This window comes from Mitsuaria sp. GD03876 (assembly GCF_029840635.1).
Taxonomy (GTDB): Bacteria; Pseudomonadota; Gammaproteobacteria; order Burkholderiales; family Burkholderiaceae_C; genus Roseateles.
On sequence record NZ_JAOCCU010000015.1, the window covers coordinates 78,737 to 96,622 of the forward strand.

Below are 17,886 nucleotides of genomic sequence, written 5' to 3' on the forward strand. Positions count from 1 at the left end.
GCCGGGCCGCTCAAGCCTTGTCGGGCTGGGGCTGATGGTCCGACGCGGCGGGCGCGGCCCCCGGCGCCTGATGCGGCTCGTGCCACGGATTGGTCCGCTTGCCCTCGGCCAGCGCGCGCCGCTCGGCGGCCAGGCGCTCCTCCAGCTGTTCCCGGCCGCGCTTGGACATCGCGATCAGCGTGTCCAGGTCGCCGCGGTGCGGGCGCATCTCCTCGGTCTGCTCGACCGTGTGGCGCCGGAAACGCCAGGCCATCTGCCGCGCCGCGTGCCGTTCCCAGCCGAGCTGCTCGAGCACGCTGCGCGCGCTCATCAGCGCCGAGTCCAGCGTCTCGCGCTCGATCAGCTCCACGCCCAGCTCCCGCAGCGCGTAGTAATGCTGCACGTTGCGCGCCCGCGCCACGATCGTCAGGTGCGGGAAGTGCTGCCGCGCGATCTCGGCGATCTTGACGCTGTGGTTGAAGTCGTCGACCGCCAGCACCAGCACGTGCGCGCGCTCGGCGCCGGCGGTGCGCAGCAGCTCCAGCCGCGTCGCGTCGCCCCAGAACACCCGCCAGCCGAAGCGCCGCAGCGACTCCACCGTGTCCGCGTCGTGGTCCAGCACGGTCGCCGGGATGCCGTTGGCGAACAGCATCCGGCCGATGATCTGCCCGTAGCGGCCGAAGCCCGCGATGACGACCTGCGAGTCCTGTTGCTCGGTGAGCTCGTGCGGGGACTTGCGCTCGACCTGGCCCGCGCGGCGCTGCGCCCAGGCCAGCAGCGCCGGCGTCAATGCCAGCGACAGCGCCACCGCCGCGACGAGCACCGAGCGCTGCGCCGCGTCCAGCAGCGTCGCCTGCTCGGCCAGCTGGAAGACGACGAAGCCGAATTCCCCGCCCTGCGCCAGCAGGATCACGAACACCGCGCGCTCCGGCCGGGGCAAGCCCATCAGCCGGCCCAGCACCGCCAGCACCAGGCCCTTGCACAGCCACAGCGCCGCCAGCAGGCCCAGCACCGCGAACGGCTTCTGCCACAGCACCGTCAGGTCCAGCCCCATGCCCACGGCGATGAAGAACATCCCGAGCAGCAGGCCCTTGAACGGCTCCAGGTCGGCCTCCAGCGCGCGGCGGTACTCGCTTTCGGCGAGCAGCACGCCGGCGGCGAAGGCGCCCAGCGCCATCGACAGCCCGACCTTCTGCATCAGCATCGCCGCCGCGAGCACCAGCAGCAGCGACGCGGCGGTGAAGATCTCCGGCGTGCCGCTGCGCGCGATCCAGCGCAGCAGCGGCCGCAGCAGCAGCCGGCCGCCGAGCACGATCAGCACCAGCGCGCCCAGCGCCAGCCAGATCCGCCCGCCCGAATGCCCGGCCGCGGGCCGGCCCTGGCTGGCCAGGATCGGCACCAGCGCCAGCACCGGGATCGCGGCGATGTCCTGCAGCAGCGCCACGCTGATGACGCTCTGGCCGGCGCGGGTGCCGCCGAGGTTCTTCTCCGCCAGTACCGCCAGCGCCACCGCGGTCGACGACATCGCCAGCCCCAGCGCCGCGATCACCGCGGCATGCCAGTCGGCGTCCAGGAAGAACGACGGGATCAGCAGCAGCGCCGCGCAGCCCAGCATCTGCGCCGAGCCCCAGCCGAAGATCGGCCGGCGCATCGCCCACAGCCGCTTGGGCTCGAGCTCCAGGCCGACCAGGAACATCATCAGCACGACGCCGAATTCGCCGACCTCCAGCACCGTGGCCGGCTGGCTGATCAGTCCGAGCACCTGCGGCCCGAGCAGCACGCCGGCCACCAGGTAGCCCAGGATGGAGCCGAGCTTCAGGCCCCGGGCCAGCGGCACCGCCAGCACGGCGGCGGCCAGCAGCACCAGCGGCGTCAGCAGCCAGTTGCCATGAACGGCATGGGAAGCGGTGTCCATCAGACCGGCGCTCCTTCCTCGCGCACCGGGCGCTCGTCGTCGGGGACCGCCTCCTGGGCGGGTTCGGGCTGGCGCTCGCACCATTCGGGCAGCGCGCGCAGGCCCTCCAGGAAGGCCTGCGCATGGGCCTGGACCTGCTCGGCGGTGGCCTTCTGCGCGCCGTGCAGCACCAGCGGCGGCAGGAAGCGCATGCCGCACAGCGCGGCGGTCTGGGCATAGGGCAGCAGGAAGTCGCCGACCGGGTGGCGGTTGTAGCCGTCGGCGCCGTACGAGTGGGCGCTGCCGCCGGTGGAGGTCACCAGCCACAGGTCCTTGCCGTGCAGCGCGTGGCCTTCCTGGCCGTAGGCGAAGCCGATGCTGAGCACCTCGTCCACCCACAGCTTCATCAGCGCCGGCATGCCGTACCAGTGCATCGGGTGCAGCCAGACCAGCAGCTCGGCGTCGCGCAGCGCCTCCTGCTCGGCGGCGGTGTCGATCGCGTAATCGGGATAGAGCGCGTAGAGGTCGCGCACGCGGACGTCGGGCAGCCCGTGGGCGGCCGACAGCATCGCGCGGGTGACGCGGGAGTGCGCCAGGTCGGGATGCGCGCTCAGGATGAGGATGGACGGGGCGGTCATGGCGGCGGATTTTGCGGTATCGCATAACATCCCGCGCACCTCATCGAGGAGAGGAGAGGCCATGCCCGTGATCCTGGTCGCCAACCCGAAGGGCGGCGTTGGCAAGAGCACGCTCGCGAGCAACATCGCGGGCTTCCTGGCGCATCGCGGCCACGCGGTGATGCTGGGCGACATCGACCGCCAGCAGTCCTCGGCCCGCTGGCTGGCCCAGCGCCCCGCGGCGCTGCCGGCGATCCGCGGCTGGGAACTCGCTTCGACGGAACAGCTGCGCACGCCCAAGGGCGTGTCGCACGCGGTGCTGGACACGCCCGCGGGCCTGCGCGGCAAGCGGCTGACGCAGGCGCTCAAGGTCGCCGAACGCGTGGTCGTGCCGCTGCAGCCCAGCCTGTTTGACATCCAGGCGACATACGACTTCGTGCGCGAGCTGCAAGATCACGCCCACGATCGCGACAAGCTCGGCGAGCGGCCCGAGATCGCCCTGGTGGCGATGCGGGTGCGCGAGGGGACGCTGTCGCAGCAGCAGCTGCACCAGTTCATCGAGCAGCTCGGGCTGCCGCTGCTGGCGGAGCTGCGCGACACCCAGAACTACGTGCAGCTGGCCGCCCGCGGCCTGACGCTCTGGGACATCGCCCCGGGCCGGGTGACGCGCGATCTGGAGCAATGGCAACGGCTGTGCGCCTGGCTGGAACGGTCGACCGCGGTCGGCAAGGAGTGATCGCTCCGCATCCGCCCGGCGCCTGATCCAACGACAGGAGATCGGGATGCGGATGTTCGAGAAGCTGGAAGACCTGGCGCCCCTGGTGGGCGAGGAGATCGGGGTGTCGGACTGGATCGCGGTGAACCAGCCGCGGATCCAGGCGTTCGCCGACGCGACCGAGGACCAGCAATGGATCCACACCGACCCGGAACGCGCCGCCGCCGGACCGTTCGGTGCGACCATCGCGCACGGCTTCCTGACCCTCAGCCTGCTGCCGCGTTTCTACGAGACCGCCTTTCGGGTGAGGGAAGTCCGCATGGGCCTCAACTACGGGCTGGACCGGGTGCGCTTCCCGGCGCCGGTCCCGGTGGGCAGCCGGCTGCGCGGGCGTTTCGTGCTCAAGCGCCTGGAGCCGGTCGACGGCGGCGTGCAGATGATGGTGGAGGTCACCGTCGAGCGCGAGGCCGGCGGCAAGCCGGTCTGCATCGCCGAATCGCTGACGCGCCAGTACCGCTGACGTGCGTTTGCCGCCACGTGGCGGCTGCGCGAAACGCGCACGGCGCTCGCATTTCCATCATTTCGGAAGCGGCTTTTTGCTGTCGTGACAGGAAGCGGACTACCCTTACACAGGGGTACTCGCCCGTGCGAGCATCATTTTTTGTGTTTGCCAATAGAACTTTCCGCTGGTAGCGATGCCACCGTAAGGGGGAGTGCCGGGCCGAAAGTGCGCGCCTATGATCGCGCCCTAGTTCTATCCAAGGAGACACGCCCGTGAGGGTTCTGCTGATCGACGACCACCCGCTGATCCTGGCCGCGCTCCAGACTGTGATTCAAGGTCTGGGAGAAGACGTGCAGGTGCTGGGCGCCGACAGCGCGGCTCAGGCGCGGGACACGCTCAAGGCGAGGCAGGATTTCGACCTGGTGCTGCTGGATCTGAATTTGGGCGATGCCAGCGGCTTCGACGTGCTGGAGGAGTTCCGCGCGCAGTACCCGTCGCTGCCGGTGGTGGTGATTTCCGCCTCGGACCGCGCCAGCGACGTGATCCGCGCGATCGACCAGGGCGCGATGGGCTTCATCCCGAAGCGCACCGGGAACGACGTGCTGGCGCAGGCGCTCAAGCTGGTGATGTCGGGCGGCATCTACGTGCCGCCGATGTCGCTGGGCTCGGACGCGCCGGAGCCGGAACCGATCGTCGTCGCCGACAGCGCGTCGGCGCCGGTCAACACCAAGCTGCACCAGGTGCAGGCGCTGGCCAGCCAGGCCGGTTACCAGACGACCGCCGGGCTGGAGAGCCTGCAGCTGACGCCCCGCCAGACCGATGTGCTGGCGTTGCTGCTGCAGGGCAAGCCCAACAAGATCATCGCCCGCGAGCTGGGCGTGTCGGTGGAGACGATCAAGGACCACGTCGCCGCAGTGCTGAAGGCGCTGGGCGTCAGCTCTCGGACGCAGGCGGTGCTGGCCGTCGGCCAGATGGTGCAGCGGCAGCCGAACGCCGCGTTCACCACCTTCCGCTGAGTCTGCCGGACCGCGCCCCGCGCGGCTCCCGCAAATGAAACGACCTCCCGAGCGGAGGTCGTTGTCATTGGCGCCGGCATCGGGCGCGGGTCGGGCGCTGGACGTCGGTCGTCAGCTCGGCGAGTAAGCCAGGCGCACGTAGATCGGCGCGAAGGCTTCGGCCTGCGTGATCTCGAGCAGCCGTTCCCGCGCCAGCTCCAGCATCGCGATGAAGGACACGACCAGCACCTGCGGCCCGCGGTCCAGCTCGAACAGGTCCTCGAACTCCACGAATCGCTGGCCCTGCAGCTTGCGCAGCAGGTGCGACATGTACTCGCGCACCGACAGCTGCTCGCGCGAGATCTTGTGGTGCTGGTTGAGCTTGGCCCGGCGCATCAGGTCGGCCCAGGCGGCGCGCAGGTCGTCGACATGCACGTCCGGCAACCGCGGCGCCAGCGACTGCTCGATGTGGATCTGCGCGCGCAGGAAGTCGCGCCCCAGCACCGGCATCTGGTCCAGCCGCATCGCGGCCTGCTTCATCTGCTCGTACTCCAGCAGCCGCCGCACCAGTTCCGCGCGCGGGTCCTCGGGCTCGGCGCCGTCCTCGGACTTCTTGGGCGGCAGCAGCATCCGCGACTTGATCTCGATGAGCATCGCCGCCATCAGCAGGTACTCGCTCGCCAACTCGAGGTTGTGCTTGCGCAGTTGCTCGACGTAGCTGAGGTACTGCTTGGTCACCTCGGCCAGCGGGATGTCGAGGATGTTGAAGTTCTGCTTGCGGATCAGGTACAGCAGCAGGTCCAGCGGTCCCTGGAAGGCTTCCAGGAACACCTCCAGCGCGTCCGGCGGGATGTAGAGGTCCTGCGGCAGCGCGAACAGCGGCTCGCCGTACAGGCGCGCGACGGCGACGTGGTCGACTTCCTCGGGCGAAGAAGCGCCGCCGCCCTGATCCGCCGGATCGTCCGGCAGCGTCAGGGCGGTGTCGCGGTGGTCGTCAGCGTTGCTCACGCAGCGGGCGACGCGGGGCCGGTGTCCGGATTACTCGGACTTGGTCTGGTAGACGTAGGCCTGCTGGGCCACGCGCGACTGGCTGTAGCCGGCCTGCGCCTGGCGGTCCTGCTCGCGGTCCCACAGCAGCGCGCGGCCGGCGCGTTGCTCGGCTTCCAGCGTCGGCTTCTTGGCCTTGAGCTCATTGATGAACTGCGTGGCTTCGGATTCGTATTTCTTCCAGAACAGCGGCATGGTCGTCTCTTGATCGAGGGGCGAAAACTGGGGATGGATTCTAGTTGGAGGGCTCAGCGCACGCGCATGCCGGGCTGGGCGCCGGGGAAGGGCTCCAGCACGAAGACGCCGGGATGGGCCTTCTCGTCGGCATGGCTGGCGGCCAGCACCATGCCCTCGGACACGCCGAACTTCATCTTGCGCGGCGCCAGGTTGGCCACCAGCACGGTGAGCTTGCCCTCGAGCTGCTCGGGCTGGTAGGCGCTGCGGATGCCGCTGAAGACGTTGCGCAGCCGGCCTTCGCCGGCGTCCAGCGTCAGGCGCAGCAGCTTGTCCGAGCCCTCGACCAGTTCCGCCTTGACGATCCGGGCGATGCGCAGGTCGACCTTGGCGAAGTCGTCGATCTTGATCTCGGGCGCGAGTTCCTCGCCGCCGGGCACGACCTTGGGCGGGGCGGGCGGCTCGAACAGCGCGTCCAGCATCTTGGGATCGACGCGCTGCATCAGGTGCTCGTAGCCGCCGATGACATGCGCGCCCAGCGGCCGGTCGGCGTCGTCGAAGACCATCGGCGCGACCTGCAGGAAGCCCTCGACCTTGGCGACGAGCGCCGGCAGCACCGGCTTCAGGTAGATGGACAGCAGGCGGAAGGCCTCGATGCAGACGGTGCAGACGTCCTGCAGCACCTGGTCCTTGCCCTCGAGCTTGGCCAGCTCCCAGGGCTTGTTCTGGTCGACGTACTCGTTGACGCGGTCGGCCAGCAGCATGATCTCGCGCAGCGCCTTGCCGAACTCGCGGGTCTCGTACAGCTCGACGATCGTCGCCTTGTGCGCGCGCAGGCCGTCGAGCAGGGCCAGGCCCTCGACGCCGACATCGGCCGACAGCTGGCCGCCGAAGCGCTTGGACAGGAAACCCGCGGCGCGGCTGGCGATGTTGATGTACTTGCCGACCAGGTCCGAGTTGACGCGGGCGACGAAGTCCTCGGGGTTGAAGTCCAGGTCCTCGACCTTGCTGTTGAGCTTGGCGGCCAGGTAGTAGCGCAGCCACTCGGGGTTCATGCCCAGCGACAGGTACTTCAGCGGATCCAGCCCGGTGCCGCGGCTCTTGGACATCTTCTCGCCGCCGTTGACGGTCAGGAAGCCATGCACGTAGACGTGGTTGGGCGTCTTGCGGCCGCTGAAGTGCAGCATCGCCGGCCAGAACAGCGTGTGGAAGTAGGTGATGTCCTTGCCGATGAAATGGATCTGCTCGGTCGACGGGTCCTTCATGAACGCGTCGAAGTCACGGCCGATCTTGCCGAAGTAGTTCTTCAGCGAGGCCAGGTAGCCGATCGGCGCGTCCACCCACACGTAGAAGTACTTGCCCGGCGCGTCGGGGATCTCGATGCCGAAGTAGGGCGCGTCGCGGCTGATGTCCCAGTCGCCCAGGCCGCCCTTGCCGTCCTCGTCCTTGGCGAACCATTCCTTGATCTTGTTGAGCACCTCGGACTGCAGCCGGCCGGTGCTCTGGGTCCATTGCTCGAGGAACTCGACGCAGCGGGGATCGGACAGCTTGAAGAAGTAGTGCTCCGAGCTCTTCATCACCGGCGTCGCGCCGGTCAGCACGGAGAACGGGTTCTTCAGCTCGGTGGGCGTGTAGACGGCGCCGCAGACCTCGCAGGAATCGCCGTACTGGTCCTTGGCGCCGCACTTCGGGCATTCGCCCTTGATGAAGCGGTCGGGCAGGAACATCGACTTCTGCGGATCGAAGAACTGCTCGATGGTCTTCACCGAGATCAGCTCGTTGGCGCGCAGCGACTTGTAGATCTCCTTGCAGAGCTCGTGGTTCTCGGCGCCGTCGGTGGTGTGCCAGTTGTCGAAGCTGATGTGGAAGCCGTCGAGGTACTTCTGGCGGCCCGCGGCGATGTCGGCCACGAACTGCTGCGGCGCCTTCCCGGCCTTCTCGGCCGCGATCATGATCGGCGCGCCGTGCGCGTCGTCGGCGCAGACGAAGTGCACCTCGCTGCCCGCCATCCGCTGGAAGCGCACCCAGATGTCGGCCTGCGTGTACTCCATGATGTGGCCAATGTGGAAGTTCGCATTGGCGTAGGGGAGGGCGGTGGTGACGAAGAGCTTGCGTGTCATGGCGCGATGGGAGCTGCGAGGGGTTCCCCGCGCGCCCGGAGCCTGGATCGGTGCGGCCACGTGCGGGGAACCGGCCATTTTAGGCGCCGGTTGAGGGCCTTGGCCGCGCCGCGTAGCGCTGGGCGAGCCACGAGCACAGGATCAGCTGCAGCTGGTGATAGAACATGATCGGCAGGACGATCACGCCGACCGCCGGATGCGCGCCGAACAGCAGCTTGGCCATCGGCACGCCGGAGGCCAGCGTCTTCTTGGAGCCGCAGAACACGGCGGCGATTTCGTCCTCCACCGACAGGCCCATCGCGCGCGCCGCCAGGCGGCTCAGCACGATCACCACGGCCAGGAAGGCCGCGGCGCCCAGGGCGGCCTTGACCAGCAGTTCCGCGCCGTGGTCGCGCCACAGGCCCGAGGCGACCGAGTCGCTGAACGCCGACAGCACCAGCAGCACGATCACCCAGCGGTCCACCAGCGTGATCCGCGCCTTGTGCCGGGTGTGGAAACCCAGTAGCAGCGGCCGCAGCAACTGGCCGGCCACCAGCGGGAGCAGCAGCAGCTGGGTCAGCTTCCAGACCGCCTCGCCCAGCGGCAGCGTCGCGCCGCTGGTGCCGGCCATCCAGGTCACCAGCAGCGGCGTCAGCACGATGCCCAGCAGGCTGGAGGCGCTGGCGTTGAAGATCGCCGCGGGCACGTTGCCCTTGGCCAGCACCGTCATCGCCACCGAGGACGAGATCGTCGACGGCAGCGCGCACAGGTAGGCGAAGCCGAGCGCCAGGTCGGGCGGCAGCCAGCGGCCGAACAGCGCGGTGAAGCCCCACCACAGCAGCGGGAACAGCACGTAGGTCGACAGCTGCACCAGCACGTGCACGCGCCACTTCAGCGCGCCGTCGCGCAGCGCGGCGGCCGACAGGCCCAGGCCGGTGAGGAAGAACACCAGCGCCACGCCCCAGTTGCTGACCACCTCCAGCCGCAGCAGCCCGCCGCTGCGGCCCAGGTCGGGCCAGGCGCTGGCCAGCGCGACCGCGCCGACCAGGGCCATCAGAAACCACTCCTTGCGGACCCAGGCGCGGATGCCCATCGCTTTCCTTCCGCCGGCGGGGCCGGCATGTCGTGACCATCGGGGAAAGCAGGGACTCTAGCGGGCGCGCGACTTGCCCGCCTGTCATCAGCCTTGCCGGTGTCCCGATTGACGAGCGCGGCGGAACGCTGTCCGCCCCGGATGTCGGATTCGTGACGCGCGGTGGTGCATTCATGACGGCAATCGCACGGCCCGACGGGCCTGCGCACGGCGTCATGGCCCCGACTTGTAACGGTCCGGGCGCCTGTCGTGCCCCTCCGACAGCCCCTCCGGCGCCTTCCGGAAGGGGGATCCACCTCGTCCGGCGGTTCAACGACCCCCGCTAAATGGTTGATTTCAAAGACCCCCGAAAGCTATCCACCGTGGCTGTGGATAACTTTGTGGGAAACCTGCCGGGGATCGCTCTAAACCCTTGATCGACGGTCGTCGGAGGTTCCGTGCCTCTTTTCCGGGCACGCGAAATCGCTCCATATGAATCAACGACTTGGCGGCGTGCCGGGAAAACGAGCAGCTGCGATGCAGCACGGGTGCGCGCCAGTTCGGGTAAGCGGCGCGATGGGGATAAGTCAAGCCCCAGGTCCATGATTTTTAGGTTGACAACGAGGCCATGACGCTGGACGAGGCGACATGGCGTCCGTGGATGACATCCGCGCGACAGCCGATGACGGTGTCGAGGGCCGCGCGGGCCGGGCAGGCCCCTAAAAGGAGGCGCTCGGCGCACCGCTAAAATCCGCGACTTTGCAAACGCATTCCTCATTTCTTTCATGACGCAGGCAGTGGCGGGCACTTTGTCGGGGCGGTCGGCCGCCGGCAAGACTCCGGAACTTTTTGAACTGAAGAGCGCCTCGCTGAGCCTGCTCGCCCTCGTCCTGAAGACGGCCGATCCGGCCGCGCTCGACGGGGAACTGGCCGCCAGGCTGGGCGAGACGCCCGACGCCTTCCACCACGATCCGCTGCTGCTGGACCTGAGCCAGCTGCCCGCCGTGGCCGAGTCGGCCGAGGCGCCGGCCCCGGTGGAGGCTTCCGCCGCCGCCGACGGCCAGGGCGAACTGGGCCTGGACGCCGAGGCGCCGGTCGCCGCGGCCGAGCCGGCGGCCCGCGTGGAGCTCGCCGCGCTGCTGCCGCTGCTGCGCCGTCACCGGCTGCAGCCGGTGGGGGTGATCGGGGCGAACGCCGCCGAACTCGAGCAGGCCGCGGCGCTGGGCCTGGCCGAGGCGCCGGACCAGCCGGTGCGCGCCGAGCGCGAGCCGCGCGTCGAACAGGTCGTCCAGCAGGTCGTCAAGGAAGTGGTCGTCGAGCGTCCGGTCGAGGTGCCGGTGCCGGCGGAGTCGAAGACGGTCTACGTCGACAAGCCGCTGCGCTCGGGCCAGCAGGTCTACGCCAAGGGGGCCGACCTGGTGGTGCTGGCGGCGGTGAACCATGGCGCCGAGGTGATCGCCGACGGCAGCATCCACGTCTACGCGCCGCTGCGCGGCAAGGCGATCGCGGGGGCGCGCGGCAATGCGCAGGCGCGCATCTTCGCGCAGCAGCTCGAGGCCGAGCTCATCGCCATCGCCGGCATCTACCGCACCAGCGAGAACCCGCTGCCGGACAACGTGCGCGGCAAGGCGGCGCAGGTCCGGCTCGACGGCGAGAAATTGATCATGGAGCCGCTGGGCGCCTGAGGGCCCGGGATCCTCCCCAACCAGACACATTGAAAGAAGGACCTCGACCCATGACCAAGATCGTTGTGGTGACTTCCGGCAAGGGCGGCGTGGGCAAGACCACGACCAGCGCCAGCTTCGCCACCGGCCTCGCGATGCGCGGCTACAAGACCGCGGTGATCGACTTCGACGTCGGCCTGCGCAACCTCGACCTGATCATGGGCTGCGAGCGTCGCGTCGTGTATGACCTGATCAACGTCATCAACGACGAGGTCAAGCTGGGCCAGGCGCTGATCAAGGACAAGCAGCTGGACAAGCTGTTCATCCTGGCGGCCTCGCAGACGCGCGACAAGGACGCGCTCAAGCAGGAGGGCGTCGAGCGGGTGCTGGAGGAGCTCAAGACGATGGAGTTCGACTACATCGTCTGCGACTCGCCGGCCGGCATCGAGACGGGCGCACTGATGGCGATGCATTACGCGGACGAAGCGCTGGTGGTGACCAACCCCGAGGTCTCGTCGGTGCGCGACAGCGATCGCATCCTGGGCATGCTCAACAGCAAGACCAAGCGGGCGATCGAGGGCAAGGAGCCGGTCAAGGAGCACCTGCTGATCACGCGCTACAACCCGAACCGGGTCGAGGGCGGGCAGATGCTGTCGCTGGAGGACATCCACGAGATCCTGCGCACGACGCTGATCGGCGTGATCCCGGAGAGCGAGAGCGTGCTGCAGGCGTCCAACCAGGGCTTGCCGGCGATCCACCTGAAGGGCACGGATGTCGCCGAGGCCTATGCCGACGTCGTGGCCCGCTTCCTGGGCGAGGACAAGCCGATGCGCTTCGTCGAGGCGGTGAAGCCGGGCTTCTTCAAGCGCCTGTTCGGTCGCTGACATCCACGGGGAGAGACCATGGGATTCATGTCCTTCTTCCTGGGCGAGAAGAAAAGCACTGCCAGCGTCGCCAAGGAGCGCCTGCAACTGATCCTCGCCCACGAACGCAATGGCCGGGGCGCGAGCCCCGACTACCTGCCGCAGTTGCAGCGCGAGCTGCTGGCGGTGATCTCGAAGTACGTCGCCATCAATCCGGACGACATCAAGGTGCACATGGAGCGCCAGGACGACCTCGAGGTGCTCGAGGTGAAGATCGAGTTGCCCGAGGGTCGCAAGACCTGACCCTCACAGCCTGAACACGGCCACGGCCTGATTGAGCTGCGCGGCCTGTTGCTTGAGGCTTTCGGCCGCGGCGGCCGATTCCTCGACGAGCGCGGCGTTCTGCTGCGTGACCTGGTCGAGCTGGCTGATCGCGTCGCCGATCTGGTCGATGCCTTGGCTTTGTTCGGCGCTGGCGGCGCTGATCTCGGAGATCAGGTCGGAGACCCGTTTCACCTGGTCGACGATCTGTCCCATGGTTTCGCCGGCCGATCCCGCGAGGCGGGAGCCGGTTTCGACCTTGGCGCCGCTGTCGCCGATCAGTGTCTTGATCTCCTTGGCCGCCGCCGCGCTGCGCTGAGCGAGGGCGCGGACCTCGCTGGCGACGACGGCGAAGCCGCGTCCCTGTTCGCCGGCGCGGGCGGCCTCGACGGCCGCGTTCAGCGCCAGGATGTTGGTCTGGAACGCGATGCCGTCGATGGTGCCGATGATGTCGGTGATGCGGCGCGAGCTTTCGTCGATCTGCCGCATCACCGCGACCACTTCCTGCACCGCCTGGCCGCCTTCGGCCGCCACCGTCGACGCGGTCTGCGCGAGCTGGGTGGCGGTGCGCGCGGTCTCGGCGTTCTGCTTGACCGTCGCGGTCAGCTGTTCCATCGAGGCGGCGGTCTCCTCCAGGTTGGCGGCCTGCTGCTCGGTGCGTTGCGACAGGTCGGCGTTGCCGGTGGCGATCTCGCCGGTGCCGGTGGCGATCGAGTCGCTGCTCATCCGCACCTGGCCGACGATGCCGGTCAGGCTGTCGTTCATCCGCTTGAGCGCGCCCAGCAGCTGGCCGGTCTCGTCGCGGCTGTCGATGCGGATGTCGGAGCGCAGGTCGCCGCCGGCGACCGCCTCGGCCACGCGCACCGCCTGCGCCATCGGCTGCACGATCGCGCGGCTCAGCAGCCAGGCGGTGACGAGGCCGACCGCCGCGATCACGATCGCGCTCAGCCCCGCCTGCCAGCGCAGCGCCGACCGCGCGTCGACCGCCGCCTGGCGCGCCGCGTCCGCGCGCTGCTCCTGCATCGCGACGAACTGGCCGATCGCCTCGAGGTAGACCTTCACCGACGGCGCGTACTCGTTCTGCACGATGCGGCTGGTGGCGCTCCAGTCGCCGGCCGCGCCGGCCTCGCGCGCCTTCTTGCTGGCCGCCAGCAGCGTCTGCCCCAGGCCGACGATCTCCTTGAGCTTGGCCTGGTCCTCGGGCCGTTGCGCCTGCGCGGCGATCTGCTCGCGCAGCTTGGCGACCTCGGGCGCGTCGTTGGCGATGTTGGCCTTGAACAGCTCGCCCACCGCGGGGTCGGAGCTGATCGCGCTGGCCATGCTGCGCGCCACCGCCGTCTGCGTCATGCCCTGCCATTGGACCGACTTGCGGATGATGTCCTGCGCGTCGTTGATCGCCGCGGTGGACTCGCTGGCGATCCGGTCGTTGCGCCACAGCGTGAGCGTGCCCACCACGAGCATCGCCACGATGAGCAGCACGATCGCGCCGTTGAGCTTGCTGGCCAGGGGAAGGTCGTTGAGCCGCATCGGTGTCTCCTTGGTCGTGGGTTCTGGTTTTCGGAAGCCGGGAGCCGGACGCACCGATTCTGAGCAGCGCTTCGTGTCAGCGCCAAGAGAACTTCCACACGCGTCGGTCCCGTGTAATCCCCTATGCCAGAACCGCCGCCGCGTCACTAGGGTGACGCGAGGCGTGGGGGCCGGTCGATAGACTGACCCGAAGGCCGACAACGAGCGGGTCCGGGCGCGCCGGCGCGAAGAGACCCGTCCACAACACCAGGAGACGACATGGCACTGATGGGCCAGATGATGTCGATGCCGCTGCTGATCTCGTCGTTGATCCAGCATGCGGCGCGGCATTCCGGGGACACCGAGATCGTCAGCAAGCGCGTCGAAGGCGACGTGCACCGCACCACCTGGGCGGAGGTCGAGTTCCGTTCCCGGCAACTGGCCCAGGCCTTCGCCCGGCTCGGCCTGCGGCCCGGCGAGCGCGTCGGCACGCTGGCCTGGAACGGCCACCGCCACCTGGAGATCTACTACGGCACCTCCGGCTCCGCGCTGGTCTGCCACACGATCAATCCGCGGCTGTTCCCCGAGCAGATCGCCTGGATCGCCAACGACGCCGAGGACCGCGCGTTGTGCTTCGACCTGACCTTCCTGCCGCTGATCGAGAAGATCGCGCCGCAGCTCGGCCAGGTCCGCCACTTCATCCTGATGACGGGCCGCGCCCACATGCCGGCGTCGACGGCCATCCCGGACCTGCTGTGCTACGAGGACCTGGTCGCCGCCGAGGACGGCCGCTACGTCTGGCCGGAGTTCGACGAGAACACCGCCTCCAGCATCTGCTACACGAGCGGCACGACCGGCCATCCGAAGGGGGCCGTCTACAGCCACCGCAGCTCGGTGCTGCACGCGTACGGCGCGGCGCTGCCCGACGCGATGGCCGCCTCGCGGCGCGACGTGATCCTGCCGGTGGTGCCGATGTTCCACGTCAACGCCTGGGGCCTGCCGTACAGCACCGCGCTGGTGGGCTGCAAGCTGGTGATGCCGGGGCCGCACCTGGACGGCAAGTCGCTGTACGAGCTCTTCGAGAACGAGCAGGTGACCTTCAGCGCCGGCGTGCCCACCGTCTGGCTGGGCCTGCTGAACTACGTCGGCGCGAACGGGCTGAAGTTCTCGACCTTCAAGCGCACGGTGATCGGCGGTTCCGCCTGCCCGCCGGCGATGCTGCGCACGCTGATGGACGACTACGGCGTCGACGTCATCCACGCCTGGGGCATGACCGAGATGTCGCCGCTGGGCACGCTCTCCAGGCTCAACAGCCGGCAGCTCGAGCTGCCCGTCGAGCAGCAGCGCCACCTGCTGGAGAAGCAGGGCAAGGCGATCTACGGCGTGGACATGGCCGTCGTCGACGACACCGGCCGCGCGCTGCCCTGGGACGGCAAGACCTCGGGCAACCTGGTGGTGCGCGGGCCCTGGGTGATCGACAGCTACTTCGGCCATGACGGCTCGCCGCTGATCCGCGTCACCGGCGAGGACGGCCGCGACGCCGGCCTGTGGTTCCCCACCGGCGACGTCGCCGCGATCGACGCCGACGGCTTCATGCAGATCACCGACCGCAGCAAGGACGTCATCAAGTCCGGCGGCGAGTGGATCAGCTCGATCGACGTCGAGAACATCGCGATGGCGCATCCGGCGATCCACGAGGCCGCCGTCATCGCCGTGCCGCATCCGAAGTGGGACGAGCGCCCGCTGCTGGTGGTCGTGCGCAAGCCCGGCGAGGCCGGCGCGGCGCTGACCCGCGAGTCGGTGCTCGGGTTCTACGAGGGAAAGATCGCCAAGTGGCAGGTGCCCGACGACGTCGTGTTCGTCGACGAGATCCCGCACACGGCCACCGGCAAGATGCTCAAGCTCCGGCTGCGCGAGCAGTTCAAGTCCCACAAGCTGCCGGGCTGCTGAGCCCGCCGCGTTCCCCGGATCCCGCGCGGTATCGAGCCCGCCGCGCCCGGTCCCTCTCCGCAGGAGTCGTCCCGCCGATTTTCTTCACCGCAGTCCTCAGCAGTCCGTCGCTTCACGCCGTACTACGTCGCTTCCGATCGCCTTGCAATCACAACCACATCAGGAGACAAGCATGAGCAAGCACAGCACGCGTCCGATTCCTTCGCTGGCCCTTCCCGTGGCCCGGTCCGTGGTGGTCGGCGCGTTCGCGCTGATGGCCGCCGCCGGCGCCCACGCGCAGAAGGGCGAGGTGGTGAAGATCGCCTGGATCGATCCGCTGTCCGGGCTGATGGCCCCGGTGGGGCAGAACCAGGTGAAGTCGTTCCAGTTCTTCGCCGAGAAGTTCAACGCGACCAATCCCGCCGGCGTGAAGTTCGAGATCATCCCGATCGACAACAAGCTCAGCCCGGCCGAGTCGCTCAACGCGCTGAAGTCGGCGATCGACCAGGGCGTGCGCTACGTGACGCAGGGCAACGGCTCGGGCGCCGCGCTGGCCATCATCGACGCGGTCAACAAGCACAACGAGCGCAACCCCGGCAAGGAGGTGCTGTACCTCAACCACTCGGCGGTGGATCCCGACCTGACCAACAGCAAGTGCAGCTACTGGCACTTCCGCTTCGACGCCGACACGTCGATGAAGATGGAGGCGATCACGACCTTCCTGAAGGACCAGCCCGACGTCAAGAAGGTCTACCTGCTCAACCAGAACTACGCGCACGGCCACCAGGTCGCCAAGTACGCCAAGGAGATGCTGGGCAAGAAGCGGCCCGACATCCAGGTCGTCGGCGAGGACCTGCATCCGCTGGCCCAGGTGCGCGACTTCGCGCCCTACGTCGCCAAGATCAAGGCCAGCGGCGCCGACACGGTGATCACCGGCAACTGGGGCTCGGACCTGGCGCTGCTGGTCAAGGCCGCGGCCGAGGCCGGCTTCAACGGCAAGTTCTACACCTACTACGCCGGCGTCACCGGCACGCCGACGGCCATCGGCGCCGCGGGCGCCGGCCGGGTCTACCAGGCGGCCTACAACTACAACAACATGGGCGGCCAGATGGACCAGTGGGCCAACGAGTTCAAGGCCAAGTTCAACGACGACTTCTACACCGGCAGCGTCATCCACATCTACTCGGCGCTGGGCGCGGCGATGGCCAAGGCCAAGAGCACCGACCCGCTGAAGGTGGCCGCCGCGCTGGAGGGCCTGAAGTTCAAGAGCTTCAACGGCGACGTCGAGATGCGCAAGACCGACCACCAGCTGCAGCAGCCGATCTTCATCTCGCGCTGGGAGAAGGTCGACGCCAAGCATCCGTACAACGTCGAGAACACCGGCTTCAACTTCGCGATGGTGAAGACCTACGACGCCTACGTGGCCAGCACGCCCACGAGCTGCCAGATGAAGCGCCCGGGCTGACCGTCTCCGACAACGCGAGCGACACGACGTGGAACAGATCCTGATCAACCTGCTGAACGGCCTGTCCTCCGGGCTGCTGCTGTTCATGCTGAGCTCCGGCCTCACGCTGATCTTCAGCATGATGGGCGTGCTGAACTTCGCGCATGCGAGCTTCTACATGCTGGGCGCCTATGTCGCCTACACGATCGCCGGATGGATCGGGTTCTGGCCCGCGTTGTTCCTCGCGCCGCTGGTGGTGGGCGGCCTCGGGGCCGTGTTCGAGCGGGGCGCGCTGCGGCGCGTCCACAAGTTCGGCCATGTCCCCGAGCTGCTGATCACCTTCGGCCTGTCCTACGTCGTGCTGGAGCTGGTCCAGCTGGTCTGGGGCCGCACGGCGGTGCCGTTCCCGCCGCCGGCGGCGCTGCAGGGCGCGGCCTTCACGCTGGTGCACGCGCCCGACCAGGCGCTGAGCCTGGTCTGGGGCGAGGCCCCGGCCGCGCTGTGCGCCGCGGCCAGCTGCTCCAAGTTCCCGCTGACCCGCGCCTTCATGATGCTGGTGGCGCTGTTCATGCTGCTGTCGCTGTGGCTGCTGCTGACGCGCACCCGCATCGGGCTGGTGATCCAGGCCGCGCTGACCCATCCGGAGATGGTGGAGGCGCTGGGCCACAACGTGCCGCGCGTGTTCATGCTGGTGTTCGGCAGCGGCTGCGCGCTGGCGGCGCTGGCCGGCGTGATCGGCGGCATCACCTTCGTCACCGAGCCCGCGATGGCGGTGATCGTCGGCTCGATCATCTTCGTGGTGGTCGTGGTCGGCGGCATCGGCTCGCTGGCCGGCGCCTTCGTCGCCTCGATCGTCATCGGGCTGCTGCAGACGCTGCCGCTGACCGTGGACGTGTCGCTGGCGCAGGCGTTCCAGCTCGGCCCCGACACCTTCGGCTACCCGCTGCTCAAGCTCACGCTGGCGCAGGTCGCGCCGATCCTGCCTTACCTGCTGATGGTCCTGATCCTGATCTTCCGGCCCAAGGGCCTGCTCGGCACGCGGGAGGGCTGACCGATGTCCGCCGT

The 17,886-nt window shown here is 68.7% G+C and carries 16 protein-coding genes; 9 read left to right on the forward strand and 7 right to left on the reverse strand.

The window, feature by feature from the left end:
• Positions 1–10 precede the first annotated feature (10 nt).
• Both kefC and N5D62_RS11760 read right to left on the reverse strand, forming a co-directional pair.
• Entirely contained in the window at positions 11–1,894 is a 1,884-nt protein-coding gene (gene kefC, locus N5D62_RS11755; RefSeq protein WP_279757991.1) for a glutathione-regulated potassium-efflux system protein KefC, read from the reverse strand.
• Complete coding sequence (locus tag N5D62_RS11760) at positions 1,894–2,511, reverse strand: NAD(P)H-dependent oxidoreductase (RefSeq protein ID WP_279757992.1); 618 nt, start codon at positions 2,509–2,511, stop codon at positions 1,894–1,896. Before N5D62_RS11760 ends, kefC begins: the two co-directional genes overlap by 1 nt.
• Positions 2,512–2,572: 61 nt before the next feature.
• Here N5D62_RS11760 and N5D62_RS11765 point away from each other — a divergent pair, with 61 nt between their 5' ends.
• From N5D62_RS11765 to N5D62_RS11775, 3 genes are all read left to right on the forward strand, one after another.
• Positions 2,573–3,226 (forward strand): ParA family protein, encoded by a 654-nt coding sequence (locus N5D62_RS11765; protein ID WP_279757994.1) that lies wholly within the window; start codon positions 2,573–2,575, stop codon positions 3,224–3,226.
• A gap of 46 nt (positions 3,227–3,272) precedes the next feature.
• Positions 3,273–3,725, forward strand: a complete 453-nt coding sequence (locus N5D62_RS11770; RefSeq protein WP_279757996.1) for a MaoC family dehydratase — start codon at positions 3,273–3,275, stop codon at positions 3,723–3,725.
• Between the two features lie 254 nt (positions 3,726–3,979).
• Positions 3,980–4,723: a response regulator transcription factor gene (locus tag N5D62_RS11775; protein ID WP_279757997.1), complete on the forward strand. Its 744-nt coding sequence runs from the start codon at positions 3,980–3,982 to the stop codon at positions 4,721–4,723.
• 111 nt (positions 4,724–4,834) lie between these two features.
• Here N5D62_RS11775 and N5D62_RS11780 read toward each other — a convergent pair whose 3' ends face one another.
• From N5D62_RS11780 to N5D62_RS11795, 4 genes are all read right to left on the reverse strand, one after another.
• The gene (locus tag N5D62_RS11780) at positions 4,835–5,677 is read right to left on the reverse strand and encodes a ScpA family protein (protein ID WP_279758042.1); all 843 of its coding nucleotides are present in this window, start codon (positions 5,675–5,677) and stop codon (positions 4,835–4,837) included.
• Between the two features lie 63 nt (positions 5,678–5,740).
• The gene (locus N5D62_RS11785; RefSeq protein WP_279757998.1) at positions 5,741–5,944 is read right to left on the reverse strand and encodes a DUF3460 family protein; all 204 of its coding nucleotides are present in this window, start codon (positions 5,942–5,944) and stop codon (positions 5,741–5,743) included.
• A gap of 53 nt (positions 5,945–5,997) precedes the next feature.
• Complete coding sequence (metG, locus tag N5D62_RS11790) at positions 5,998–8,043, reverse strand: methionine--tRNA ligase (RefSeq protein ID WP_279757999.1); 2,046 nt, start codon at positions 8,041–8,043, stop codon at positions 5,998–6,000.
• A 79-nt stretch (positions 8,044–8,122) separates the two neighbouring features.
• Positions 8,123–9,115, reverse strand: coding sequence for a bile acid:sodium symporter (locus tag N5D62_RS11795; RefSeq protein ID WP_279758000.1), 993 nt, complete (start codon positions 9,113–9,115; stop codon positions 8,123–8,125).
• A gap of 764 nt (positions 9,116–9,879) precedes the next feature.
• Here N5D62_RS11795 and minC point away from each other — a divergent pair.
• The 3 genes from minC to minE are packed head-to-tail and all read left to right on the forward strand — an operon-like array spanning position 9,880 to position 11,924.
• Positions 9,880–10,779: a septum site-determining protein MinC gene (gene minC, locus N5D62_RS11800; protein WP_279758001.1), complete on the forward strand. Its 900-nt coding sequence runs from the start codon at positions 9,880–9,882 to the stop codon at positions 10,777–10,779.
• A 50-nt stretch (positions 10,780–10,829) separates the two neighbouring features.
• Positions 10,830–11,642, forward strand: coding sequence for a septum site-determining protein MinD (gene minD, locus N5D62_RS11805; protein ID WP_279758003.1), 813 nt, complete (start codon positions 10,830–10,832; stop codon positions 11,640–11,642).
• 18 nt (positions 11,643–11,660) lie between these two features.
• Positions 11,661–11,924, forward strand: a complete 264-nt coding sequence (gene minE, locus N5D62_RS11810) for a cell division topological specificity factor MinE (protein ID WP_279758004.1) — start codon at positions 11,661–11,663, stop codon at positions 11,922–11,924.
• Between the two features lie 3 nt (positions 11,925–11,927).
• Here the strand turns inward: minE and N5D62_RS11815 are convergent, their stop codons facing one another.
• On the reverse strand, positions 11,928–13,469 hold the full coding sequence (locus N5D62_RS11815) for a methyl-accepting chemotaxis protein (RefSeq protein WP_279758005.1): 1,542 nt from the start codon (positions 13,467–13,469) through the stop codon (positions 11,928–11,930).
• Positions 13,470–13,727: 258 nt separating this feature from the next.
• Between N5D62_RS11815 and N5D62_RS11820 the strand changes: the two genes are divergently transcribed.
• The 3 genes from N5D62_RS11820 to N5D62_RS11830 all read left to right on the forward strand — a co-directional run bounded on the left by N5D62_RS11820 (position 13,728) and on the right by N5D62_RS11830 (position 17,872).
• Positions 13,728–15,398, forward strand: a complete 1,671-nt coding sequence (locus N5D62_RS11820) for a 3-(methylthio)propionyl-CoA ligase (protein WP_279758006.1) — start codon at positions 13,728–13,730, stop codon at positions 15,396–15,398.
• 253 nt (positions 15,399–15,651) lie between these two features.
• Complete coding sequence (locus N5D62_RS11825; protein ID WP_279758043.1) at positions 15,652–16,842, forward strand: branched-chain amino acid ABC transporter substrate-binding protein; 1,191 nt, start codon at positions 15,652–15,654, stop codon at positions 16,840–16,842.
• A gap of 28 nt (positions 16,843–16,870) precedes the next feature.
• Positions 16,871–17,872: a branched-chain amino acid ABC transporter permease gene (locus N5D62_RS11830; RefSeq protein ID WP_279758007.1), complete on the forward strand. Its 1,002-nt coding sequence runs from the start codon at positions 16,871–16,873 to the stop codon at positions 17,870–17,872.
• Positions 17,873–17,886 lie beyond the last annotated feature (14 nt).

Bases quoted from the DNA above. Each gene is read 5' to 3' on its own strand.
- kefC (WP_279757991.1), bottom strand. From the start codon at position 1,894: ATGGACACCGCTTCCCATGCCGTTCATGGCAACTGGCTGCTGACGCCG.
- N5D62_RS11760 (WP_279757992.1), bottom strand. From the start codon at position 2,511: ATGACCGCCCCGTCCATCCTCATCCTGAGCGCGCATCCCGACCTGGCG.
- N5D62_RS11765 (WP_279757994.1), top strand. From the start codon at position 2,573: ATGCCCGTGATCCTGGTCGCCAACCCGAAGGGCGGCGTTGGCAAGAGC.
- N5D62_RS11770 (WP_279757996.1), top strand. From the start codon at position 3,273: ATGCGGATGTTCGAGAAGCTGGAAGACCTGGCGCCCCTGGTGGGCGAG.
- N5D62_RS11785 (WP_279757998.1), bottom strand. From the start codon at position 5,944: ATGCCGCTGTTCTGGAAGAAATACGAATCCGAAGCCACGCAGTTCATC.
- metG (WP_279757999.1), bottom strand. From the start codon at position 8,043: ATGACACGCAAGCTCTTCGTCACCACCGCCCTCCCCTACGCCAATGCG.
- N5D62_RS11795 (WP_279758000.1), bottom strand. From the start codon at position 9,115: ATGGGCATCCGCGCCTGGGTCCGCAAGGAGTGGTTTCTGATGGCCCTG.
- minC (WP_279758001.1), top strand. From the start codon at position 9,880: ATGACGCAGGCAGTGGCGGGCACTTTGTCGGGGCGGTCGGCCGCCGGC.
- minD (WP_279758003.1), top strand. From the start codon at position 10,830: ATGACCAAGATCGTTGTGGTGACTTCCGGCAAGGGCGGCGTGGGCAAG.
- minE (WP_279758004.1), top strand. From the start codon at position 11,661: ATGGGATTCATGTCCTTCTTCCTGGGCGAGAAGAAAAGCACTGCCAGC.
- N5D62_RS11815 (WP_279758005.1), bottom strand. From the start codon at position 13,469: ATGCGGCTCAACGACCTTCCCCTGGCCAGCAAGCTCAACGGCGCGATC.
- N5D62_RS11820 (WP_279758006.1), top strand. From the start codon at position 13,728: ATGGCACTGATGGGCCAGATGATGTCGATGCCGCTGCTGATCTCGTCG.
- N5D62_RS11825 (WP_279758043.1), top strand. From the start codon at position 15,652: ATGGCCGCCGCCGGCGCCCACGCGCAGAAGGGCGAGGTGGTGAAGATC.